General features: G+C 62.3%; 24 protein-coding genes. 6 read left to right on the forward strand and 18 right to left on the reverse strand.

The genetic code is table 11. The features are described 5' to 3' along the window. Positions 1-103: 103 nt before the first annotated feature. Positions 104-2749 carry an aminopeptidase N gene (pepN, locus tag NKJ72_RS27745; RefSeq protein ID WP_352480295.1) on the reverse strand — a complete coding sequence of 882 codons (2646 nt, stop codon included), beginning with the start codon at positions 2747-2749 and terminating at the stop codon, positions 104-106. 154 nt (positions 2750-2903) lie between these two features. Between pepN and NKJ72_RS27750 the strand changes: the two genes are divergently transcribed. Then, positions 2904-3122, forward strand: coding sequence for a hypothetical protein (locus tag NKJ72_RS27750; RefSeq protein WP_352480342.1), 219 nt, complete (start codon positions 2904-2906; stop codon positions 3120-3122). After that, complete coding sequence (locus NKJ72_RS27755; protein WP_502901909.1) at positions 3119-4096, forward strand: DMT family transporter; 978 nt, start codon at positions 3119-3121, stop codon at positions 4094-4096. The genes NKJ72_RS27750 and NKJ72_RS27755 overlap by 4 nt, the downstream gene beginning before the upstream one ends. Here the strand turns inward: NKJ72_RS27755 and NKJ72_RS27760 are convergent, their stop codons facing one another. The 3 genes from NKJ72_RS27760 to NKJ72_RS27770 all read right to left on the reverse strand — a co-directional run bounded on the left by NKJ72_RS27760 (position 4097) and on the right by NKJ72_RS27770 (position 6584). Beyond that, the gene (locus NKJ72_RS27760) at positions 4097-4915 is read right to left on the reverse strand and encodes a helix-turn-helix domain-containing protein (RefSeq protein WP_352480296.1); all 819 of its coding nucleotides are present in this window, start codon (positions 4913-4915) and stop codon (positions 4097-4099) included. Positions 4916-5020: 105 nt separating this feature from the next. Further along, positions 5021-5902 carry a uracil-DNA glycosylase gene (locus NKJ72_RS27765; RefSeq protein ID WP_352480297.1) on the reverse strand — a complete coding sequence of 294 codons (882 nt, stop codon included), beginning with the start codon at positions 5900-5902 and terminating at the stop codon, positions 5021-5023. A gap of 37 nt (positions 5903-5939) precedes the next feature. After that, the gene (locus NKJ72_RS27770) at positions 5940-6584 is read right to left on the reverse strand and encodes a hypothetical protein (RefSeq protein WP_352480298.1); all 645 of its coding nucleotides are present in this window, start codon (positions 6582-6584) and stop codon (positions 5940-5942) included. A gap of 239 nt (positions 6585-6823) precedes the next feature. Here NKJ72_RS27770 and NKJ72_RS27775 point away from each other — a divergent pair, with 239 nt between their 5' ends. Both NKJ72_RS27775 and NKJ72_RS27780 read left to right on the forward strand, forming a co-directional pair. Then, positions 6824-8503 carry an electron transfer flavoprotein-ubiquinone oxidoreductase gene (locus tag NKJ72_RS27775; protein WP_352480299.1) on the forward strand — a complete coding sequence of 560 codons (1680 nt, stop codon included), beginning with the start codon at positions 6824-6826 and terminating at the stop codon, positions 8501-8503. A 111-nt stretch (positions 8504-8614) separates the two neighbouring features. Continuing rightward, positions 8615-9211 (forward strand): DUF922 domain-containing protein, encoded by a 597-nt coding sequence (locus tag NKJ72_RS27780; RefSeq protein WP_352480300.1) that lies wholly within the window; start codon positions 8615-8617, stop codon positions 9209-9211. A gap of 30 nt (positions 9212-9241) precedes the next feature. On the opposite strand, the gene NKJ72_RS27785 is transcribed toward NKJ72_RS27780, so the two are convergent. The 5 genes from NKJ72_RS27785 to NKJ72_RS27805 form a co-directional block, all read right to left on the reverse strand. Continuing rightward, the gene (locus tag NKJ72_RS27785) at positions 9242-10264 is read right to left on the reverse strand and encodes an endonuclease/exonuclease/phosphatase family protein (protein WP_352480301.1); all 1023 of its coding nucleotides are present in this window, start codon (positions 10262-10264) and stop codon (positions 9242-9244) included. 80 nt (positions 10265-10344) lie between these two features. Continuing rightward, complete coding sequence (locus NKJ72_RS27790; protein WP_352480302.1) at positions 10345-11847, reverse strand: AMP nucleosidase; 1503 nt, start codon at positions 11845-11847, stop codon at positions 10345-10347. 85 nt (positions 11848-11932) lie between these two features. Continuing rightward, positions 11933-12127 carry a hypothetical protein gene (locus tag NKJ72_RS27795; RefSeq protein WP_352480303.1) on the reverse strand — a complete coding sequence of 65 codons (195 nt, stop codon included), beginning with the start codon at positions 12125-12127 and terminating at the stop codon, positions 11933-11935. A 30-nt stretch (positions 12128-12157) separates the two neighbouring features. Next, positions 12158-12310, reverse strand: a complete 153-nt coding sequence (locus tag NKJ72_RS27800; RefSeq protein ID WP_352480304.1) for a hypothetical protein — start codon at positions 12308-12310, stop codon at positions 12158-12160. 206 nt (positions 12311-12516) lie between these two features. Then, positions 12517-12861, reverse strand: coding sequence for a DUF2147 domain-containing protein (locus tag NKJ72_RS27805; RefSeq protein ID WP_352480305.1), 345 nt, complete (start codon positions 12859-12861; stop codon positions 12517-12519). A 459-nt stretch (positions 12862-13320) separates the two neighbouring features. On the opposite strand from NKJ72_RS27805, the gene NKJ72_RS27810 reads away from it, so the two are divergent. Together NKJ72_RS27810 and NKJ72_RS27815 are read left to right on the forward strand one after the other, a co-directional pair. Further along, positions 13321-13587 carry an SEL1-like repeat protein gene (locus NKJ72_RS27810; RefSeq protein WP_115145099.1) on the forward strand — a complete coding sequence of 89 codons (267 nt, stop codon included), beginning with the start codon at positions 13321-13323 and terminating at the stop codon, positions 13585-13587. Positions 13588-13964: 377 nt separating this feature from the next. Beyond that, positions 13965-15086: a branched-chain amino acid ABC transporter substrate-binding protein gene (locus NKJ72_RS27815; RefSeq protein ID WP_352480306.1), complete on the forward strand. Its 1122-nt coding sequence runs from the start codon at positions 13965-13967 to the stop codon at positions 15084-15086. 82 nt (positions 15087-15168) lie between these two features. Here NKJ72_RS27815 and NKJ72_RS27820 read toward each other — a convergent pair whose 3' ends face one another. The 9 genes from NKJ72_RS27820 to NKJ72_RS27860 all read right to left on the reverse strand — a co-directional run bounded on the left by NKJ72_RS27820 (position 15169) and on the right by NKJ72_RS27860 (position 22939). After that, on the reverse strand, positions 15169-17154 hold the full coding sequence (locus NKJ72_RS27820; RefSeq protein ID WP_352480307.1) for an acetyl/propionyl/methylcrotonyl-CoA carboxylase subunit alpha: 1986 nt from the start codon (positions 17152-17154) through the stop codon (positions 15169-15171). A 49-nt stretch (positions 17155-17203) separates the two neighbouring features. Then, positions 17204-17674: a hypothetical protein gene (locus NKJ72_RS27825; protein WP_352480308.1), complete on the reverse strand. Its 471-nt coding sequence runs from the start codon at positions 17672-17674 to the stop codon at positions 17204-17206. A 9-nt stretch (positions 17675-17683) separates the two neighbouring features. Further along, complete coding sequence (locus tag NKJ72_RS27830) at positions 17684-18214, reverse strand: O-acetyl-ADP-ribose deacetylase (protein ID WP_352480309.1); 531 nt, start codon at positions 18212-18214, stop codon at positions 17684-17686. A 1-nt stretch (position 18215) separates the two neighbouring features. Then, positions 18216-19823: a carboxyl transferase domain-containing protein gene (locus NKJ72_RS27835; protein WP_352480310.1), complete on the reverse strand. Its 1608-nt coding sequence runs from the start codon at positions 19821-19823 to the stop codon at positions 18216-18218. Between the two features lie 4 nt (positions 19824-19827). Continuing rightward, positions 19828-20211: a type II toxin-antitoxin system VapC family toxin gene (locus NKJ72_RS27840; RefSeq protein ID WP_352480311.1), complete on the reverse strand. Its 384-nt coding sequence runs from the start codon at positions 20209-20211 to the stop codon at positions 19828-19830. Then, positions 20208-20600: an AbrB/MazE/SpoVT family DNA-binding domain-containing protein gene (locus tag NKJ72_RS27845; protein ID WP_352480312.1), complete on the reverse strand. Its 393-nt coding sequence runs from the start codon at positions 20598-20600 to the stop codon at positions 20208-20210. The genes NKJ72_RS27840 and NKJ72_RS27845 overlap by 4 nt, the downstream gene beginning before the upstream one ends. 82 nt (positions 20601-20682) lie before the next feature. Next, on the reverse strand, positions 20683-21846 hold the full coding sequence (locus NKJ72_RS27850; RefSeq protein WP_352480313.1) for an isovaleryl-CoA dehydrogenase: 1164 nt from the start codon (positions 21844-21846) through the stop codon (positions 20683-20685). Positions 21847-21894: 48 nt separating this feature from the next. Next, positions 21895-22557, reverse strand: a complete 663-nt coding sequence (locus tag NKJ72_RS27855) for a TetR/AcrR family transcriptional regulator (RefSeq protein ID WP_352480314.1) — start codon at positions 22555-22557, stop codon at positions 21895-21897. A 130-nt stretch (positions 22558-22687) separates the two neighbouring features. Further along, positions 22688-22939 (reverse strand): acylphosphatase, encoded by a 252-nt coding sequence (locus NKJ72_RS27860; RefSeq protein ID WP_352480337.1) that lies wholly within the window; start codon positions 22937-22939, stop codon positions 22688-22690. Between the last annotated feature and the right edge of the window lie 101 nt (positions 22940-23040).

Here is a 23040-nt window from a genome sequence, read left to right on the forward strand (position 1 = left end):
GTCGCTCCTTCGCTCAACTGCCTCTCCAAAGAATCCTTTCTCAGCCTAAACTCAACCCCAAAATCGCCATATGCGATTCCCCTGCACGACAAGGGGAGGTCGCTTACGCCAGGGTGCGCTCGACGATGTCTCGCAAATCGGCCGACAGCTTCTCGGTATTGGCGATTGAAAGCAACGCCTCCCTTGCCTTGGCCTGCCGCACGGGTTCGAGCGAGCGCCACGACCTGAGCGCCGTCGCCAGCCTGGCGGCCACCTGCGGGTTGCGTTTTTCGACCTGCAGCACCGTTTCGACGAAAAGCCGGTAGCCCTCGCCGTCGGCGCGATGAAAGCCGGTCTGGTTGGCGCTGGAAAACGTACCGATGAGCGAGCGTACCCGGTTCGGGTTGGCAATCGAGAACGCTGGGTGGCTGGTCAAGGCCCGCACCGCGTCGACGGTTTGCGGACCGGGCACGCTGGCCTGGATCTGGAACCATTTGTCCATGACCAGCGGATCGGTTGCATATTTCGCCTCGAAATCGGCCAGTGCCTTGATTGCCTTAGGCGAGCCGTGGTGACGGTGCGCAAGCACGGTCAACGCCGCGGCACGATCCGTCATGTTGGTCGCCGATTGGAAGTGCCGGGCAGCGAGTTCCGCACCTCCCGGCAGCAAGGAGAGATAGTCCAGCAGGACATTGCGCAGCGCCCGCCGCCCGGCACTGGCCGCGTCCGGGCTGAACGGACCATTGTCGGCGAGCCGATCGTAGAAGTTGGAGAATATCTCGCGGTTGGCCTCGGCGATCGCAACTGCCAGCGCCCCGCGCGCCGCGAGAATGGCGTCGGGGTCGATGTTCTTGCCGATGTCGCGGGCGATATCGGCCTCGCCGGGCAGCGCCAGCGCCAGTGCCCGATAGGCGGGTTCGAGCGCTTCGTCGCCGGCTATTTTGCCGGCAAGCCCGGTCAGCCGGGAGCTGAACTCGGGTTGCCTGTGGTCCAGGATCTGGCGGAAAGCTGCAATCAGCGCATCGGTCAAAAGCGTGTTGAATGCCTGCCAGCGCGAGAAGGCGTCGCTGTCATGGCCAGCCAGAAAAAACTGGTCGTCGGGCCGCTGCTCGACCGAAAGCGTCACTGGCGCCGAAAAGCCGCGGTTGAGCGACATGGCCGGCCGCTCGGCAATCCCGGAAAACCTGACGACATGGCGGCGTTTGCGGATATGGATGACGCCGTCCTCGACATTCGCCCCTTCCACGCCGCTATAGGCTGTCGCCTCTCCGCCGGCGCCGACCAGGCCGAAGGCAAGCGGAATGTGCATCAGCCGTTTGCGGCTTTCCGACGGCGTTGGCGGCACCGACTGCTCGATTTCGAGCGTGAATTCCTGCGCCGCAGGATTATACGCCGAACTGACGGTCAGGTTCGGCGTACCGGCCTGATGATACCAGAGCGAAAACTGCGACAGGTCGCGACCGGAAACGTCTTCGAACACCTTGATGAAGTCTTCGATCGTCGCCGCCTGGCCGTCGTGACGTTCGAAGTAGAGGTCCATGCCGGCGCGGAACGTCTCTGCGCCGAGGATGGTGTGGATCATGCGCACAACTTCCGAGCCCTTTTCATAGACCGTCGCCGTATAGAAATTGTTGATCTCGCGGTAGCGGCGCGGCCGCACCGGATGCGCCAGCGGCCCTTGGTCCTCGGGAAACTGATGGGCGCGCAGCGTACGTACCTCGGCGATGCGCTTGACGGCGCGCGAGCGCTGATCGGCGGAGAATTCGTGGTCGCGGAAAACGGTCAGGCCTTCCTTCAGGCAAAGCTGGAACCAGTCACGGCAAGTGATTCTGTTACCTGTCCAATTGTGGAAATACTCATGCGCAATGATGGCTTCGATATTGGCGAAATCGGCGTCGGTCGCGGTTTCCTGGTCGGCGAGCACATATTTGTCGTTGAAGATGTTGAGGCCCTTGTTCTCCATCGCGCCCATATTGAAGTCGGACACGGCGACGATGTTGAAGACATCAAGGTCGTATTCGCGGCCGAATGCGTCCTCGTCCCATTTCATCGACCGTTTCAAAGCGTCCATGGCGTAGCCGGCGAGCCTCTCTTTGCCCGGTTCGACATAGATTGCGAGCTCGACCTTGCGGCCAGACAGGGTAACGAAATTGTCCGAGATATTGCCGAGGTCGCCCGCCACCAGCGCAAACAAATAGGACGGCTTGGGGAAGGGGTCGTGCCAGACCGCATAGTGCCAGCCGCCGGCAAGCTCGCCGCTGCCGGCCGGGTTGCCGTTGGACAAAAGCAGCGGCGCCTCATTGCGCTCAGCTTCGATACGCACCGTATAGACCGACAGGATGTCGGGACGGTCGAGGAAATAAGTGATGCGGCGAAAGCCTTCGGCCTCGCATTGCGTGCAATAGACGTTGCTGGAGCGATAGAGGCCCATCAGCGCTTCGTTCTGCGCCGGCGCCAACACGGTTTCAATTCTCAGCTGGAAGCGCCTTGTGGCAGGGGGGCTGATGATTGTCAGTTGATCGGGCGTGACGAGAAAATCCTCAAGGCTCGGTTCCTGGCCGTCGATGGCGATACTGCGGAGCGTCAGCCCGTCGCCATCCAGCACCAGTGACACCGACGCGGCAATCTCGTCGCGACGTTCGACCGTCAGCACGGCGGTGACATGCGTTGCTTCAGGCGAAAGGCGGAAAGTCAGGCTGGTTTCCGGAATCAGATAATCACTAGGGCGATAGTCTTCGAGTTTGAAGACCTGGCCGGTATCTGTGCGCATTCCTTGATTTTTCCTGTCGATCCGGGAGCGGCGGGCGGGTCCGCTGGTCCAAATAATTTGAAGTCTGCGCTCTTTACACGAAACACTCCCTCGACAAAACTGCAGCGACGTCTATTTCCGGCGATCATTTCCCGAGCATCATCGCGAGGCTTCCATGACCATCGTCACGCCGAAATTCGGGATGAGCGCCTCTGTGTTGCGTCGCGACGATCGGGCCTTCATCAAAGGCGCCGGGGCGGTTACGATCGGATCGACGCCTGCCGCGCTCAATGGGGTGACCGACGCGTTCTACCGCGCGTACGGCATCAGGCACATCGACATGCCGGCAACGCCGGCGCGCATCTGGGCGATCGAGGAAGCAAAAGGGGCGTGACAGCCAGACCGGATTTGCCAGTGCTTGCAGCCGGCGACCTTGCCGGCGAGCACAGCACGCTGACCGGGATCTTGCTCAAGATCGTATCGGTGGCGGTCTTCGTTGGCATGTCGTCCTGCATCAAGGCGGCAGGCACCGTGCCGGCGGGCCAGATCGTCTTCTTCCGCTCCTTCTTTGCCATTTTTCCGATCATCGCCTTCCTCGCCTTCCAGGGAAAACTCGGAACCGCCTTTTCGACAAAGCGCCCGCTCAACCACATTGCGCGCGGCGTCGTCGGTGTCTGTGCCATGGGGCTCGGCTTCTTCGCGCTGACGCGGCTGCCGCTGCCGGAGGCGATCACGCTGAACTACGCGCAGCCGCTGCTGGTCGTGGTGTTCAGTTCGATCTTCCTCGGCGAAGCCATCCGCATCTATCGTTGGAGTGCGGTTGCCGTCGGCCTGGTCGGGGTGCTGATCATCTCGTGGCCGGAACTGACGCTGCTCAGTTCGGGCGCTGCCCTCGGCGATCAGGAGGTGCTCGGCGTCATTGCCGCCCTCATAGCCGCGGCGATCTCGGCCATCGCCATGCTCCTGGTTCGCAACCTCGTCCAGAGCGAGCGGACGGCGACCATCGTGCTGTGGTTTTCGGTTACCGCGAGCCTCATGGCGCTGCTTTCGCTGCCATTCGGCTGGCAGGCGCTGACGACGGCACAGGCCGGGCTTCTGATTGCCGCGGGTTTTTGCGGCGGGCTTGGCCAGATCCTGATGACCTCGGCCTATCGCCATGCCGAGGCTTCCGTCGTGGCACCCTTCGAATACACTTCGATGATCCTCGGCGTCGTCGTCGGGTATCTGGTCTTTGGCGACGTCGCCACGATCAACATGCTGGTCGGCGGCATGATCGTGGTTGCGGCGGGGATTTTCATCATCTGGCGCGAGCGCCAGCTGGGTCTCGAACGCACCCGCACCCGCAAGGCCGTCGCGCCGGAAGGGTGATCACGGCTTCGCTGCGTCAGTCCGCTCTGTCGCCAGCCGCACCAGCACCGCCCGCGTCTGTTCGTCGGCGGGGAAAAAAGATTCGATCGCCAGCTCCGACAGCGTCACGTCGAGTGGCGTGCCGAACACGGTGATGGTGCTGATGAACGACAGCACCGCGTCGCCATGGGCAAGCTTGAGCGGATGGACAATCGCGTTCGGTTCGACCGGCGCCGGCCGGCTGCCCCTAAGGCCGGACGGATAGGCCCGAAGCTCACGCTCGAGCTCGACCAGAACCGGATCGGCGGTAGCGTCGTTCTGCCGCCTCAGCCGCTCCAGAAGATGCGTCCGCCATTCCGCTAGGTTGACGATACGCGGCGCGATGCCGCCGGGATGCAGGCTGAGGCGCAAAACGTTGACCGGCGGCTTCAGCAGGGAGGCATCGGCGACATTGGCGAGGAACGGGCCGATGGCGGCGTTCGCCGACACCAGGTTCCAATGCCGGTCGACGGCAAGCGCCGGGAACGGCTCGTGCGCCTTGAGCACGGTCTCGACCGCCGCCATCGCCGGTGCCATCGAGGCATCGTCAAGTGGTCGTTCGCCGAAGCTCGGGGCAAAGCCGGCGGCCAGCAGCAGCTGGTTGCGCTGCCTGAGCGGGATCGAAAGCTGCTCCGCCAGATGCAGCACCATGTCACGCGAGGGTGCGGCGCGGCCGCTTTCCACGAAGCTCAGATGCCGCTGCGAGATCTCGGCCTCCATAGCGAGGTCGAGCTGGCTCATGCGCCGGCGTGTACGCCATTCGCGAATGAGACTGCCGGCGGAAATCTGGGCTGCTGTCATAACGAGATGACTAGGCCGGCAGTGGGCGCATTTCAATTACCTGCGAAGTCATGATGCCGCCCTTCCTTTCTCGCAAGGGGAGAACTGAAGACGCGCTCTGCACCATTACCCAAGCGCCCGCAACTTCGCCTTCACTTCGAGGAAATCCCGCCACGCCAGCTTCTTGTGCGCCGGCGTTCTCAGCAAATAGGCCGGATGCAGGGTCGGCATGGCAGGAATGGCGACGCCGGACGGGGTCGTGTGGACGCGCCAGTTGCCGCGCAGCCGCAATATGCCTTCGGAGGTGTTGAGCAGGGTCTTTGCCGACGGGCCGCCGAGATTGACCAGCACCTTCGGATTGACCAACTCGATCTGCCGCTCGATGAACGGCCGACAGATCTCGGTCTCGTGCGGGGTCGGCGTGCGGTTGCCCGGCGGCCGCCAGGGAATGACATTGGCGATGTAGACGGACGTCCGGTCAAGACCGATCGCGGCCAGCATGCGGTCGAGCAGCCGGCCGGAGCGGCCAACGAACGGCAAGCCCTCTATGTCCTCATCGCGACCCGGCGCTTCGCCGACCAGCATCACCTCGGCAGTCGGATTGCCGTCGGCGAACACAAGGTTCTTGGCGGTGAATTTGAGATTGCAGCCGTCGAATGCCGCCATGTGCTGGCGAAGCTCGTCGAGGCTTGCCGCCGATCTCGCCAGTTGCCGCGCCAATGCCGCTTGCGCCTCGTCGGGCACCGTTGACATGGCCGGGGACGTTCGCACTGCCGGTGCCGTATTGGGTCTCTCGCCCATTTCGGCGCGCGACACGCTCGTCGAGCGTTGTGGCGCCGCATTTTCACCGGCCGGCATAGCGGCCGCCGCAGGCACCCGCTCCGGTGGCCTGGCTTCTGCAAACCTGTTTACCGGGTGTTCTTCAAGTGCCTCGTCGACGCCGGCGGTGGCGTAGAAGGCCAGCAGCTCGGCGAGATCGGCTCGGCTATTGTGGGGGGCGGCAGTCATGGTTTCACATTCGGCCGCGAAGCTTGAATTTGCAAGTTCAGCTCGACGGTATGCGCGGATCCTGCACCAGATAGAACGTCCAGCGCGGCGTGTAGTCGGTGATCAGGAAATGGAAGCTGGCGGTCTTCAGCGGGTCGATCTTGCCGTTCTTGAACAGCAGGCGGTCATACGGTTCGAAATTGCGGTCGAAATCGGCGTAGCTGCTCGACCAGATATTTTCAGGCGTTTTGTTGCGCTGGTCGAACGACAGGCCGTCGCCGAACACGCTGGGCTGGTCGAGGATCTCCTGGAGTTCGAACTGGAACTCGACCCAGGCCTGGCCGCTATTGTTGAGCACGTCGATGCGCATATACATCAGACCATTGGCGAAGTCTCCCGCCTTGCCGAACGGCTGGATCGGCTTTGTCGTGCGAATGGCCAGCGTTACCGGCGTCGCTGAATTCAGCTCTTCGGTGATGACCAGCGGATCCTCTTTCGTGCCGATGCCGGAAGCCCCGGTGATGCGGAAGCCGCCGCGCTCGTCGGAAAAGGAATAGGCGCCGGTCGCCCAGACCAGTTGCTGCTCGGCATGGGCATCGAGGGTCGTCAGTGGCAGCAGCGCCAACAGCGCCGCACGGCAAATCCGGCCGGGCGTGAAAAAAAAGCGCGTCGATGAAAAGCCAGCCGGCCCGAATATGCGCATGGCGGGAAGTATGGCCGATAAGCAAGCCGTCGAACAATTAAAAACATCAGTGCGACATATCTGTGCAAACGGAATAGGATTGAAGATTGATGCTCGCCACCGCGAATCTGTGTGGCAGGACGCGACTTTTTGGCGAAATCGGTATTGTCACGTCCGCGCCGGTTTCCCGTCGCTATTTGATGCGCTATGCAGCGCGTGAGCCAGCAAGATGCCGGGAATAGCGAGCCAGTGAGGGGTCGATGAGCGATATCGAACGCGAAAGCATGGAATTCGACGTGGTCATCGTCGGCGCCGGCCCGGCCGGCCTCGCCGCCGCGATCCGTCTCAAGCAGGTCAATCCCGAGCTTTCCGTCGTCGTGCTGGAAAAGGGCGGCGAAGTCGGCGCGCACATCCTGTCCGGCGCCGTCGTCGATCCGATCGGCATCGACCGGCTGCTGCCCGGCTGGCGCGAAGAGGAGGGTCATCCCTTCAGGACACCGGTCACCGACGACCATTTCCTGGTTCTCGGCCCCGCCGGTTCGTTCCGTCTGCCCAATATCCTGATGCCGCCGCTGATGAACAATCACGGCAACTATATCGTCTCGCTCGGCAATGTCTGCCGCTGGCTGGCGACCAAGGCCGAGGCGCTGGGCGTCGAGATCTATCCGGGCTTTGCCGCGGTCGGCCTGCTCTACAACGAGGCCGGTGCGGTCACCGGCGTCGTCACCGGCGACATGGGCGTCGAGAAGGACGGCACGCACGGTCCGGGCTTTGCGCCGGGCATGGCGCTGATGGGCAAATATGTCTTGATCGGCGAGGGCGCGCGTGGCTCGCTCGCCAAGCAGCTGATCGCCAAATACCACCTTTCCGACGGCCGCGAGCCAGGAAAATACGGCATCGGCCTCAAGGAACTCTGGCAGGTCAAACCGGAAAACCACCGGCCGGGCCTTGTGCAGCATTCCTTCGGCTGGCCGCTCGATATGAAGACCGGCGGCGGCTCCTTCCTCTACCATCTCGAGGACAACCAGGTGGCAGTCGGCTTCGTCGTTCACCTGAACTACAAGAACCCCTATCTGTCGCCCTTTGACGAGTTCCAGCGCTTCAAGACCCATCCGGCGATCCGCGGTACCTTCGAGGGTGCCAAGCGGCTGGGCTATGGTGCCCGCGCCATCACCGAAGGCGGCTGGCAGTCGGTGCCGAAACTGTCCTTCCCCGGCGGTGCCCTGATCGGCTGCGCGGCCGGCTTCGTCAACGTGCCGCGCATCAAGGGCTCGCACAATGCCGTGCTCTCCGGAATGCTGGCGGCCGAGCATGTCTGTGATGCGATAGCCGCCGGCCGCGCCAATGACGAGCTGGCCTCCTATGAGGCCACCTGGCGCGCCACCGATATCGGCAAGGACCTGAAGAAAGTGCGCAACGTCAAGCCGCTATGGTCACGCTTCGGCACCATTGTCGGCGTCGGCCTTGGGGGGCTCGACATGTGGCTGAACACGCTGTTCGGCTTCTCGGCCTTCGGCACGATGAAGCACGGCAAGGCCGACTACGCCACGCTGGAACCGGCCGCCGCGCACCAGAAGATCGCCTACCCGAAGCCGGACGGGGTGCTGACCTTCGACCGGCTGTCGTCGGTGTTCCTGTCCAACACCAACCACGAGGAGAACGAGCCGGTGCATCTGCTCGTCGCCGACATGGACCTGCAAAAGCGCTCCGAGCATGACGTCTATGCCGGGCCCTCGACGCGTTACTGCCCGGCCAGCGTCTACGAATGGGTCGACAAGGACGGCAATGCCGCCGCCGATTCTGCGGCAGAGGATGTGCGCTTCGTCATCAACGCGCAGAACTGCGTGCACTGCAAGACTTGCGATATCAAGGACCCGAACCAGAACATAAATTGGGTGCCGCCACAGGGCGGCGAGGGCCCGGTCTACCAGAACATGTAAGTCACAAGGTTTGTTCCGGACTAAACAAGATGAGGAGCAGCGCAACCGTAGGATTGTTGAATAAACCGCCTGCCTGTGTTTCCTTTCTGCGGCGACAGGGAGGAAGGAAAAATGCGCCTGGCAGTTCTGACGAGCGTTGTGGCGATCGGGGCATTGTGCGCCCCTGCAGCCTTGGCCGGCACTAAGGTGCTGGTCAAGACACGAACTTACAACATTGCCGGAACCACCGGCGCGGCCCTGATCGAGGCCATGGATCGCAGTGGGCCGAAGCACGGCTTCATGACCCACGCCATCGCGCAAACCGGCTACAGCGTCGGTGATTGGACCTTCGACGCCCATCAGGAAAACGGCGTCTGCCGCCTGCGCCAGGCCAACGGGACGCTCAATCTCTTCTATACCTATCCCAAACTGGTCTCAGCCCCATCGCCTGCGCTGCAGAAGCGCTGGAAGCGGTTCTTCGCTGGCGTCCGCGCCCATGAAGAGACCCATGGCCGCATCGCCAGACAGATGATGCGGGCCACCGAAAAGTCGGTTCGAGGGCTGACAGTCGCTGATGACCCGCACTGTTTCGAGGCACGTCGCGAGGCAAAGCGCCGGATCAATGCCATCTATGCCGAATACGAGGCAAAGCAGATCGCCTTCGATGCGCACGAGCATCGCGACGGCGGCCCTGTCGAGCACCTCATCCGCGCTTTTGTGGGCCAGTAATAAGCCAGGTCGAGACTGGACTGCGGATTTTCAGCTTCGCGTCCCGCCAGGCAGCGCTGCAAGCGCGGTCGCCGTCTGGTGCTCGTCGAGCGACCGTAGCGAAAACTCCACCAGCACCGGCAGATGGTCTGAGCCGGTGTCCTCAAGGGTCGACGCCGAACGGATAACGATGGCGCCCTTGCTGAAAACCTGGTCGATCGGCAGTCCGGCGAAGCGCAGGAAATCCGGCAGCTTTCTGTAGAGCCAGGTCGGCCCGACCGACGGCATTACAGTCAGCTTGCCAAGCGATGCGACGCGCCGGACAGCGGCGCTCCATGGCGCTGCGTTGCAGTCGCCCGCCAGTATCGACGTCTCGCCAAGCGAGGCGATTTCGTCAGACAACCCTCCAATCTGCCGTGATTGGTTGTGCGGCCATGGCCAGGTGAGGTGGATGGCGCCGACATCGACGTCGGTTCCGCCAAAATCGACCGTGGCGATCGCCATCGCGCCGCGGCTGTCGCAGTGCGGCGCCGTGCCTGTGGCAAACGGTCGTCTGGACAGCAACGCAACGCCGAACACGCCATTGGGATACGGGCAGAGGATCCGGTAGGGATAAGCGCCGGACAGCAGCCCAAGCTTTGCTTTCCACATCTCGGACACCTCGTCGAGGGTGATCACATCGGGCTGGGTCCGGCCGATCAGCGACAGCACCTTCTCGGGTGTTGGATTGTTGAACCTGAGGTTCATCTGCAACAGGCGGTAGACTGGCTCGTCACCGGGTTTGGCTTCGTAGGCGGCCTGCACCTGCCATAGCCGCGAAAGCGGCAAGGCATTCGACGTGGTGGCAAAGGAGGCTATCGCAAACAGCAAGGCGGCCGCGGCCTGCAGGCGAAACGAGGTGGCGAGCAGGGGCAGAGCGCAAAGCGCCATCAGCACCGAAAAATGGACGCGGAAATGAGCAAAGGAATCGAGGGCCGGATGCAGCGATCCGAAAAACCCGGCCACCAGCGCGGCCGAGAGTGCAAGCATTGCGACGAATGCCAGCGCAACCGTCATGTCCCGAATACGTGCCATCGCTTTGTCTATCGGCAGAAGTGCGGCTCAATCAAGATGACGAAATGTCCTGACCCGGACCGACACATGCGATTCGGCATTTACTGGAAGGCCGTTTCCGAAAAGCTCCTGAGCTTGCGCGAATGCAGTCGCTCCATCGGCATTTCAGCCAGCTTCTCCATCGCCCTGATGCCGATGGTCAGGTGCTGCGCCACTTGCCGCTTGTAGAACTCGGTCGCCATGCCGGGCAGCTTCAATTCGCCATGCAGCGGCTTGTCGGATACGCAAAGCAGCGTGCCATAGGGAACCCGGAAGCGGAAGCCGTTGGCGGCGATCGTTGCCGATTCCATATCGAGCGCGATCGCCCGCGACTGCGACAGCCGCTGCACCGGCCCGCGCTGGTCGCGCAGCTCCCAGTTGCGGTTGTCGATAGTGGCGACGGTGCCGGTGCGCATGATGCGCTTGAGGTCGTAGCCGGAAAGCCCGGTGACCTCGGCGACCGCTTCCTGCAGCGCCACTTGGATTTCAGCCAGCGGCGGGATCGGCACCCAGACCGGAAGATCGTCGTCGAGGACATGGTCTTCCCGAACGTAGGCGTGTGCCAGCACATAATCGCCCAGCGCCTGCGTGTTGCGCAGGCCGGCGCAATGGCCGAGCATCACCCAGGCATGCGGCCGCAGCACCGCAATATGGTCGGTGATGGTCTTGGCGTTGGAGGGGCCAACGCCGATATTGACCATGGTGATGCCGCCATGATTCGGCTTCTTCAGATGATAGGCCGGCATCTGCGGCAGGCGAGGGGGGGCAGCACCCTCACCAGGCGCGCTGTCGCCCACTTTGGTCACGATATTGCCCGGCTCGACGAACTCTACATATCCGTCACCGCCATTGGCCATCAATTCGCGTGCACGGGCGACGAATTCGTCGATGTAGAACTGGTAGTTGGTGAACAGCACGAAGTTCTGGAAATGCTGGGGACTGGTCGCCGTATAGTGCGACATCCGATGCAGCGAATAGTCGATCCGTTGTGCCGTGAACGGCGCCAGCGGCCGTGCCTCGCCCAATCCCACTTCGAATGTACCGTTGGCGATCTGGTCGTCGGTGCCGTCGAGATCCGGCACGTCGAACAGGTCACGGATCGGCCGTTTGATGCGTTCCGCAGCGGCACCGTCGACATGCGTGCCTTCGAGAAAGGCGAAATGCAGGGGGATAGGAGTGGTCGATTCTGAAACCGTGACCGGAACGCCGTGGTTGCGCATGATCAGCCGAAGCTGTTCGGTGAGATAGCTCTCGAAAAGAGCAGGCTGGGTGATTGTGGTTGAGAAATGCCCCGGCGTCGGCATGTGACCATAGGCCTGCCTCGAGTCGATCTGGGTGAACGAACTCGTGGTGACGCCGATCTCCGGATAGAAGGCCCGGTAGCGTTTGTTGTTGTCGCCGCCCGCGGCGAGCGCGGCAAATGAATCGCGCAGGAACTTGGTGTTGCGGTCGTAAAGCACCTGCAGGGCCGCGACCGCCTTCTTGGCATCGTTGAAGCTCTGTCGGCCGAACGGCTCCGGCGTGACGACCGATTCAATGGCTTGAGGATAGATTCGCTTTTCCATGACCCAATATAGAGAGTTGGGCGCGCAGTTGGGAGGGGGTAAGGCGGTCTCAAAACGCCCTGTCGGCGGTTTTCTTTCCGGCGGCCTAGCCTCGCCGCAAGCTGACCAGCAGCAAAAAGCCGACGCCGGACTTTCTCAGCGCAGGCGCCTCGATGGTCGAACCGGCATCGGCGCGCATCGTCGGCACGGCCAGGACCGGGGCCGCCAGAACCGTCAGGATGAGTGCCGTCCGCGGCAGAAGCCGAAGGATCTTGACGACATTGGCGGTGAGGTGGGTCATGGCGTGGGTTTCAATATCTCGCTGTCGAGTTCAGTGGCGAAGCTGGTTCGGGCAACCGAGCCGGCAGGAAATGGCCACATCCCAGGCGCGATCCGGCCGGCCGGCTTCGGCGACAAGGACGGCGAACAACATGCCGAACAGGCTCATCAGCAGGCAGACGATGGTGAAGCGGCGGGCAAGCATCGGGCGGTGTCTCCTTCAACACGCATCATAATGCCTTGCCTAGGGTGAACCGGCTCTGATCCCGGCGTTCATCTGGGGTTCAAAATGGTTGATGATCTCTGGGCGGGCCGCCTTGAAAGCAGTGACCTATGGCGAGCCGCGGCTGCGAGACCGATATATGAAAACAGGGCCGACTGGCCCCGCGCACCCCGGCAGGAATGGCACGATCAGAGCTTGTGCCAGGTCTGGCTCTTGCAGATCAGCCCGCCGAACACGCAGCCGCTCATCTTGAGCGAATTGCCGGAAAGCGAAGCCTTGCCCGAATAGGTCTTGTCGGTTTCGGGGTCGGTTATGGTGCCGGCATATTTGTTGTCGCCGGCCACCTTCAGTGAACCGATGTTCTTGCCGGCAAATTTGCCGGATTTGAGCGTAATCGAAAATGCCCCGCCGCCACCCGAAATGGCGGCAGTCGCTCCGGCTTGCGTTTTCCAATTGCCTTCGATCGGATCGGCCCATGCCGCGCCGGTCATCATTATTGCGGCCGCGAGGGCCAGACTCACGTATCGAAACATGTCTTTCCTCCCTCAGGCAAGTCCAATCGGGATCCGTCCCGGCTGTCTGCCCCTTACGCAAACGTAAGCTAGTCCAGCTCCCGGAAAAACAAAAGCGGTGCCGCGACGGAAGGGTTGCGGGTTTTTGCCCGCTCCCGAACGGCCGCGCCGGCGAAAAATGAAACGGGCCGCACACGTCTTTGTCTTCTGTGGTTAGCGGAGTCTTGATCCGCGCCTCGCAAGTTTTCTTCAAATTTTGTGCAAACTGGCGCAGTTGCTGGCTTTGTATCCTTAACGAATTTTCGCGTTTACCTCTTGTTTTAGCTTTGTTTTCCTCAAATTAAGCACGCCATTTAACGACGGATTCAAGCCTCCGCGGCATCCTCGAAAGCATCGAAAGAGCGGCCGCCCCCGAAGGTAATCAAGGACACCGAGGGACAGACGGAGACAGCTCTCGGGAGCCAGAACAGGGGATTTGAAATGGCACGTTTTGAAATGCTTGAAGCCGGCTTCGGCGCCATGGGGGCAACTGCCCAGGCCGATATTCTTTTCGAGTTGGGCATGATGTATGCGACCGGCCGTGATTGCGAGACCGATGTCGTCGCCGCCCACAAATGGTTCAACATCGCCGCGATCAAGGGTTCGGCCCGCGCCGCGGAACTGCGTTCTGAATTGTCGGCCGCCATGTCGAAAGTCGAGATCGCCAGGGCGCTGCGCGAAGCCCGCGAATGGATGACGATGCACTGAATTCGCCGACACTGAGTTCACTGACAGGGACGCTTCGGGTCAAGGCCGCGCAGACGGCTGGCCCCGAAAAAAAAGAGGCCGCGCAAGATGGCCGACCAATTCAAAACCAAGAACACGGCAGGCTGATCGGGCCGAGCCGTGCAACTGACAGGGAAAGCCAGCGGGTTCCGGCGCTGATGCGCCGGCAAGCTCAACGGCAAAAGCCGCGACCCGGCCGGAACAGGGCTGGCGCGGCTTTGTCTTTGGGACCGCATGTTACAGGCCCAATCGAGTGCCGACGATGCGTCTAGACAGCTCCGGCGAAGGATGAAATTCTCCCGCCACTCTGGAAGAGGCGCGGCCGGGCGGCTGCGCGAGAGTGGAGGAGTTATGTCACCATGAAGAAATTCAGTATTTTGAGCGCAGCCATATTTGGCCTGATGATGACCGCGCCGGTCGCCTTCGCCGACGACGTCACCTTTTCGGTGGTCGGACCGATGACCGGGCAGCTTGCCACCATCGGCGATCAGTTCAAGCAAGGCGCGCAAGCCGCCGCCGACGCGATCAACGCGGCTGGCGGCGTCGACGGTCGCCAGATCAAGCTCGACATCGAGGATGATCAGTGCGATCCGAAGCAGGCGGTTTCGGTCGCCAACCGCATCATCGCCAATGGTGTCAAGTTCATCGATGGCCACGCCTGCTCGGGCTCCAGCATCCCGGCCTCCGCTGTCTACGCAGAAGCCGGTGCGCTGATGATGAGTCCGGCTTCCTCAAACCCGGTGTTGACCGACGCAGCGGCGAAGGCCGGCTGGCCGACGATCATGCGCCTCTATACGCGCGACGATGCGCAGGGCGCTTTTATTGGTCCCTGGATCGCCAAGAAATATGCCGGCAAGAAAGTCGTCATCCTGCACGACAAGAGCGCCTATGGGCAGGGCGTGGCCGATGCCGTGAAGGCAACGATGAACCAGAACGGTCTCAATGAAATCCTCTACGAGGGCATCAACGCCGGCGAGAAGGACTATTCCGCGCTTGTTACCAAGCTCAAGGAGCTGAAGGCTGACGTCGTCTATTTCGGCGGCTATCACCCCGAAGCCGGCCTCATCCTGCGCCAGTCGGCGGAGCAGAACCTCAAGTTCCAGTTGATCATGCCGGACTCGATCGCTTCGCCGGAATTCTGGCAGGTTGCCGGTCCGGCCGGCGAAGGCACCATGTTCGTCTTCCCATCGGATCCGCAGTCGAAGCCCGAAGCCAAGGAAGCCATCGCCAAGATCAAGGCCGGCGGCTTTGTGCCGGAGGGCTTCACGCTGTTTTCCTATGCCGTGATCCAGGCATTCGCCGAGGGCATCAAGCGCGCCGGCAGCGACGACCCGGCCAAGGTCGCCGAGGCGTTGAAGAACGGCCAGCCGATCAGCACGGTTGTCGGGCCGGTCACCTTCGACGAGAAGGGCGACCTCAAGAACGCCAGCTACGACATCAACCAGTGGCATGACGGCAAATACGCGCCGATCCAGCCCTGATAGAACTATGTTGTAATTGAAAATGGCCGGCTCAAACCCGGCCATTTTCATCTCTGCGGTGCCTTTTGTGACGCGCTCGGGGTCACTTCGTGGATAAGGAAACTGCGGTCAGTTGTGGTTCCTCGGCAAAGCGAACCAGCACGGTTCCGTCGGTGACCTGCGCGCCTTCGGCGGCGATCTCGGCGATAAGCCCGTCATGGGGCGCGGCAATGGTGTGCTCCATCTTCATCGCCTCCAGGATCAGCAGCGGCTGGCCCTTGATCACGGCCTCGCCTTTTGCCGCACGCACCAATTTGACCAGGCCCGGCATCGGCGCGCGCAGGCTGCCGGAAGCGGCGGCTTCGTCGGCTCGCGCCAGCGGGTCCGGCACGGCAAAATCGTAGCCGATAGCGCCCTCGAAGACGGTGACGTGGCCCGGCCAGCGGGCGAGGCGAGGGGTGGTACGGAGATCATGCGAATTGACGCTGTCATAGGGCGCTTCCAGCGCCACCTCGAACCGTCTGTCCGGCCGCACCGACACGCGCGCGACGATCTCCTGCTCGCCAAACTTCAGCAGCATGCGCCGCACTACAGCGTGGAAATGCGCATAGCCGGCCAGCGACAACCAGGGATCGTCCGAGGACGGCATGTCGCGCGCACCGGACGCGGCAAGTGCCGCGGCGGCAATCGTCTCACCGCTCGGCGGCGCAACCGCCGTCAACGCCTGCTGATGCCTGGAGATCAGGCCGGTATCGAGATCGCCCGCCGCAAAAGCTGCATCAGCGGCCAGCGCGGCAAGAAAGCCAGTGTTGACGGTCGAGCCGGCGATTTCGGTCTGCGACAGCGCCTCGCCAAGTGCCGTGAGCGCCGCCCGTCTGTCCTTGCCATGGACGATCAGCTTGGCGATCATCGGGTCGTAAAACGGGGAAATCGCATCGCCGGCGCACACACCGGTTTCGACGCGCATGGTCGCACCCTCCGGTGCCGGCTGCGGAAATTTCAGATGGTGCAACGTGCCGGTCGCCGGCAAAAACCCTCTTGCCGCGTCCTCGGCATAGATGCGCGCCTCGAAGGCGTGGCCGGAGAGCGCGATCTCGCTCTGCGTCTTCGGCAGTTTTTCGCCGGAGGCTACCCGCAACTGCCACTCGACCAGGTCGATGCCGGTGACCATTTCGGTGACGGGGTGCTCGACCTGCAGGCGGGTGTTCATTTCCATGAACCAGAAACGGTCGGCCTTCAGACCTTGCGAGGCATCGACGATGAACTCGATGGTACCGGCGCCGGAATAGTGGATTGCCTTGGCGGCTTTCACCGCCGCTTCGGTCATTGCCTTGCGCAGTGCCGGCGTTATGCCCGGGGCAGGCGCCTCCTCGATCACCTTCTGGTGGCGGCGCTGTGCCGAGCAGTCACGTTCGTAGAGGTGCACGACATTGCCGAAACTGTCGCCGAATACCTGCACTTCGATGTGGCGCGGCTTGTCGACATATTTTTCCACCAAGACGCGGTCGTCACCGAACGCGGCTTTCGCCTCGCGCCGCGCGCCCGACAGTGCTTCCGAAAAATCATCGGGATGCTCGACGCGCCGCATGCCCTTGCCGCCGCCGCCGGCGCGCGCCTTGATCAATACGGGGTAGCCTATCTCGCGCGCCTTGGAGGCGAGCAACACGATCTCCTGCGCTTCGCCATGGTAGCCCGGAACGACAGGCACGCCGGCCTTTTCCATCAGCCGCTTGGCCGCGTCCTTCAGTCCCATGGCACGGATCGAGGCCGCCGACGGCCCAATGAAGATCAGCCCGGCCGCGACCACCTGGTCGACGAAATCGGGGTTTTCCGAAAGAAAGCCGTAGCCCGGATGGATGGCCTCGGCACCTGTGGCCAAGGCCGCCGCAATGATCTTGTCGCCGCGCAGATAGCTTTCGTTGGCGGGAGAGGCGCCGATATGCACCGCTTCGTCGGCCATTTCGACATGCAAGGCGTGAGCGTCGGCATCGGAATAGACGGCGACGCTGCGCACACCCATCCTGCGTGCCGTGCGGACCACCCGGCAGGCGATCTCGCCACGGTTGGCGATCAGGATCTTGGCGAACATCGGGCCTCCCGGATTTGGCGCGGGCAAGCCCGGATCGGCGTTTGCCCGTCTACTTCGAAGCCGCGATCTGACAGTTGCCGCTGGCCGCCACCTTGTAGTACGCCCGTGCGCTCTGGCAGGATTTCATCGCCATGGCCTCTGCCGCCTTTTGCGACGAGGCGTTGTAGTGGGCGCCACACAGGACGTAACCGTCCCTGACCCGCACGAAAGACGTCGTGGCGTATGCCGAATGGCCGCTTGCAGCGACATAGGCCTTGTAGGCCTTGGTGCACTCGTCCTTGGCGCTGCCAGGCAGAAGTGGTGAAAAGCGCTTGTCGCCTTCGCTTCCGGCCAGCGATCCCGCCGCGCCAGTGCCTGGCGCAACAATATAAGTAACCCCGAAAGTATTGCGGCAGTAGTTTTCTGGAAAAGTTGCTGTTTCACCTTCGCCCAAGCCCCATTGACGTTGAAAAACAGCTATAGCCGCAATTTTTCTGTATGGCCAGTTGGATGACTGAAAATGGGTCTGCAGATTTCTCATGGCTGTGGATCACGCTTTGCCGAGTGCGGCAACGACCCGCTGATACAATTCGGCCGTCGGCTCGTCGAAGCAGCAGAAAATGACGGTTTCCGGAACGATGTTCTGGCCGATGAAGGCGCTCACGGTCCCGACAGCAATTTGCGTCGCCTGATCCTTTGGGTAGCGGTAGGCCCCGGTCGAGATCGCTGGAAACGCCACCGTCCGGCAGTCCTTTGCGGCGGCGATTTCGAGCGACCGGCGATAGCAGGAGGCGAGCAGTTCGGCTTCTCCTTTGCTGCCACCTTGCCAGACCGGCCCGACCGTATGAATGACGTAGCGCGCGGGCAGCCTGTAGCCCTTGGTGATTTTTGCGTCTCCGACCTTGCAGCCATGCAAGGTCCGGCATTCTGCCACAAGCTCGGGGCCGGCCGCGCGGTGGATAGCGCCGTCGACGCCGCCGCCTCCGAGAAGAGAGGTGTTGGCGGCGTTGACGATGGCATCGACCGCCAGCTTCGTGATGTCGCCGGTTTGAATGCGAATCCTCTGGCCGATTTCGCTCATCTCACATCCTGAACACGCCGAACCTTGTCTCTTCGATCTCGGCGTTGAGCGCGGCCGAAAGGCTGAGCGCCAGCACCTCGCGGGTCTTGGCCGGGTCGATGATGCCGTCGTCCCAGAGCCTTGCCGACGAATAGAGCGGGTGGCCTTCATGCTCGTATTTCATCAGGATCGGCTTCTTGAATTTCGCCTCCTCCTCGGCGCTCCATTCCCCGCCCTTGCGCTCGATGCCTTCGCGCTTGACCACGGCCAGCACCGTTGCAGCCTGCTCGCCGCCCATCACCGAAATGCGGGCATTCGGCCACATCCACAGGAAGCGTGGCGAATAGGCGCGTCCGCACATACCGTAATTGCCGGCGCCGAACGAGCCGCCGATGATCACGGTCATCTTCGGCACCTTGGCCGTTGCGACCGCCATGACCAGCTTGGCGCCGTCCTTGGCGATGCCGCCGGCCTCGTATTTCCGCCCGACCATGAAGCCGGTGATGTTCTGCAGGAAAATCAGCGGGATCCTGCGCTGGCAGCACAGCTCGATGAAATGCGCGCCCTTTAGCGCGCTTTCCGAAAACAGCACGCCATTGTTGGCGATGATGCCGACCGGCATGCCGCTGAGATGGGCAAAACCGGTGACCAGCGTGGTGCCATAATTCTGCTTGAACTCATCGAATTCGGAGCCGTCGACTGTGCGGGCGATTACCTCGCGTACCTCGTAGGGCTGGCGCAGATCCGTCGGCACGATGCCGTAGAGTTCATGTGGATCGTGAAGCGGCGGAACCGATTTCTGTAAGGCAAGGCTTACAGTCTTGTTCCGATTCAGGTTTTTGACGATACGCCGGCATATGGCCAGCGCATGCTCGTCGTCGAGCGTATAGTGGTCGGCAACGCCGGAAAGCCTTGTGTGCACGTCGGCGCCACCGAGGTCCTCGGCGGTGACGTCCTCGCCGGTGGCCGCCTTCACCAGCGGCGGGCCGCCGAGAAAGATGGTTGCCTGGTTGCGCACCATGATTGTCTCGTCCGACATCGCAGGCACATAGGCGCCGCCGGCAGTGCACGACCCCATGACGCAGGCGATCTGCGGAATGCCGGCGGCCGACATGTTGGCCTGGTTATAGAAGATGCGGCCGAAATGATCGCGGTCGGGAAACACCTCGTCCTGATTGGGCAGATTGGCGCCGCCGCTGTCGACCAGATAGACGCAAGGCAGATTGTTCTGCAGCGCGATTTCCTGTGCACGCAGATGCTTCTTCACTGTCAGCGGATAATAGGTGCCGCCCTTCACCGTGGCGTCGTTGACGACGACCATCACTTCGGTGCCTTCGACGCGCCCGATGCCGGCGATGAGACCGGCCGACGGGATGTCCTCGCCATACATCGACCATGCCGCGAACTGGCCGATTTCGAGGAAGGGCGAGCCGGTATCGAGCAATTGGGCGAGGCGTTGCCGCGGCAGGAGCTTGCCGCGGGAGACGTGCCGCTCGCGCGCCTCTTCCGAGCCGCCGCGTTCGACCGTGGCCGCTTTCTCAGCAATATCGGCGACCAGCGCCCGCATGCGCTCGGCATTGGCGCGGAAAATATCGGAGGCGGGCGAGATCTGCGAGGTGAGGGGGGCCATGGCGCTACCGGATCAGCTCGATCTTGCAGCCGACATCGAGGTCGCTCCAATCGCGATCAGCGGTGACGGCAATGGCGTTCTCGCGAATAGCCAGCGCGAGGCAGGCCCGATCGCCCAACGACAGGCCGCGATGCCGCGTCAGTTGGCGAAGCTGCCCGGCGGCGATGCCCATCGCTTCGTCGAAAACGGCGATCGGCATGCCGAGACTGGCGAGGTCGTCCGCGGCCTGTTCCATGCTGCGTCCCTTGTCGATCAGCTTGGCAATGATTTCGGCCGCATTGACCGAACTGCATTGTGCATCCGGCGCGAACCCCAAAGCACTATCGGTGCCTTGCTCGTTGAGCAGGATTGCGAGTGCCGCCGAACTGTCCATGACGTAGGGCTTCATTTCGCCCGCTTTCCTGTCGTCCCTTCGGCGTGAAGCCGGTCGAGACGCTTGTCGCTTCGACGCTGCTCTTCCCGCCGCTCCTTCAGAAATTCGTCGACGACGCTTTCACCGGGCTGTTTCAGCGCCGACAATTCGGCCTGGACGCGCCGCAGATTCTGCAGCCACGATCTTACCCGCAGCTCGCCGTTTTCGACATGCAGGATCGTCTCCTCGCCAGGCTTCACGCCCATCTCCTCGCGCATCGCAGCAGGGATGACGAAGCGCCCGCCCTCGCCAAGCTTGACACGCTCGCGTTTCGCCGGAACCCTAAGCGGCGTTTTGCGAGCGCTGGCATCGAACTGTGCTTGCTGATCTTCGTCAAATCCGGACTTTCCCGTTCTGCCCGCCATGGTTCGTCTCGCTAGGATTGTGGCACATAGTCCGAAATATGCCACATCGCATGGCTTCTGGCAAAAGTTCAAAAGGATGCCATTAGGCGCTCTCCGCCATGATTTCCCGCCCGATCAGCCAACGGCGGATTTCGCTGGTGCCGGCGCCGATCTCGTAGAGCTTGGCGTCGCGCAGCAGCCGGCCGGTCGGGTAGTCGTTGATGTAGCCATTGCCGCCCAAAAGCTGGATGGCCTCGAGCGCCATCAGCGTCGCCTTTTCGGCGGCGAAGAGAATACAGGCGGCAGCATCCTTGCGGGCCGTCTCACCGCGATCGCAGGCGGCGGCCACGGCATAGACGTAGGCGCGCGCCGCGTTCATCGTCGCATACATGTCGGCGAGCTTGCCTTGCACGAGCTGGAATTCGCCGATTGGCTGGCCGAACTGCTTGCGCTCGTGCACGTAAGGTATCGCTACATCGAGGCACGCAGCCATCAGCCCGATCGGCCCGCCGGCCAGCACGGCGCGTTCGTAGTCGAGGCCCGACATCAGCACCTCGACACCGCGCCCTTCCTCGTGCAGCACATTGTCGAACGGCACTTCGACATTCTCAAACACCAGCTCGCCGGTGTTCGAGCCGCGCATGCCGAGCTTGTCGAGCTTTTGCGCCACGGAAAAACCGGCAAAGGCTTTTTCGACGATGAAGGCGGTGATGCCGCGCGAATTGAGTTCCGGATCGGTCTTGGCGTAGACGACCAGCGTCTCGGCATCCGGTCCGTTGGTGATCCACATTTTGGTGCCGTTGAGCACATAGCGGTCGTTGCGCTTTTCGGCGCGCAGGCGCAGCGACACCACATCGGAACCGGCACCCGATTCCGACATCGCCAGTGCGCCGACCTTTTCGCCGCTGCAGAGCGAAGGCAGATATTTTTCCTTCTGCGCCTGCGTCGCCCAGCGATTGATCTGGTTGACGCAGAGGTTGGAATGGGCGCCGTAGGAGAGGCCGACCGAGGCCGAGGCGCGCGAAATCTCCTCCATCGCCACAACATGGGCGAGATAGCCCATGCCGCTGCCGCCGAAATCAGGATCGGCGGTGATGCCGAGCAGGCCGAGCCCGCCGAGCTCCACCCACAAATGCGCCGGGAATTCGTTCGTGCGGTCGATCTCGGCGGCGATTGGCGCGATTTTCTCCTGGGCGAAGCGCCGCACCAGGTCGCGCAGCGCCTCGATGTCTTCGTCAAACCCGAAGTTGAGCGTATGCGTGTACATGCCGTTCCTCCCGGCGCACGACCCCGAAAATCGGGATCATGCGCGAAATCAAAGTGCTAGAGCGTCCTTTGCGCGCTCGAATGGACGCACAGTGCCGTGGCTCGTCCTCGCGCCATCGCTCTTTGCTCCGACAAGCCGCATTGTCATTGCTAGATATGTAGCGGTGACTTCGGCGATCGACAGCCGTTCGCCCGGCCGGAACCAGACGATGACGCCGGTCATCATCTGGATCAACGCCATGGCGGTGAGCCCGGTGTCTTCGATGCTGAACAGGCCCGCTTCGACGCCGTCGCGCAGGATGGTGCGCAGTTCCTTCTCGTAGGCCGTGCGCATGCGCAGGATCTGCGTGAGTTTTTCGTGTGACAGGCTGCGCAGCTCCATGTTCGAAACATGGGTGGAATGGCGGCGTTCGATATGGAAAGCGATGTGGTTTTCGACATAGGCGGCGAGCCGCGCTGCCGGATCGGCGCCGACAGGGCGTGTTGCGCGCCACGCCTCGATCAAGCCTTCCATATGCTCATGCATCAGCGTGAACAGAAGATCCTGCTTGGTCGGGAAGTAGCGGTAAAGCGCCGCTGCCTGGACGCCAACCTCGGCCGCCAGCTGGCGCATCGACATCGCCTCGTAGCCGAGACGCGCAATCAGGCTGACCGCCGCCTCGCGGACCGCAGCTTCGGTCTTTTCTCCGTGGGAGCCGGTCGTACGCGCCATGACGCAAAGCAATAAAACAAACGTTCAATTAATTCAAGGGCGGAGGCATGTGCGGCAGTAGCTTCAGGTTTGCTCTATCTGCACCCGGGAATTTTGTGCGATGGAAGCGAATGAGCAGGATCGTGCTTTGCTAGGCAACAATCCTGAATCCCGCGGACGTGTTGCGTGCCTCGAGGTCCTCGACATCGACCTTCGAAACTGCTGCCCCTGGCGGCCCTTGCCAAAGCCGTTCGATCATTGTCGAGACCGCCGCACCGGTCCCGGCAATCAAGGCTGTCACCGAGCCGTCAACTTCGTTGCGCACCCACCCGGCGAGGCCAAGCGCCGACGCCTCGCGCCGCGCCCAGACCCGGTAGCTGACGCCTTGCACCTTGCCATATATGCGTACCTATACAGTGCGGTCGGTCATCGCGCTCTCCATCCTCTGAGTCGAGTCTGGTGCATCGCCGTGCAAATTCAACCACGCTGCCGCCAGTCAGCCAC

This window comes from Mesorhizobium sp. M0045 (genome assembly GCF_040323385.1).
Lineage (GTDB): Bacteria > Pseudomonadota > Alphaproteobacteria > Rhizobiales > Rhizobiaceae > Mesorhizobium.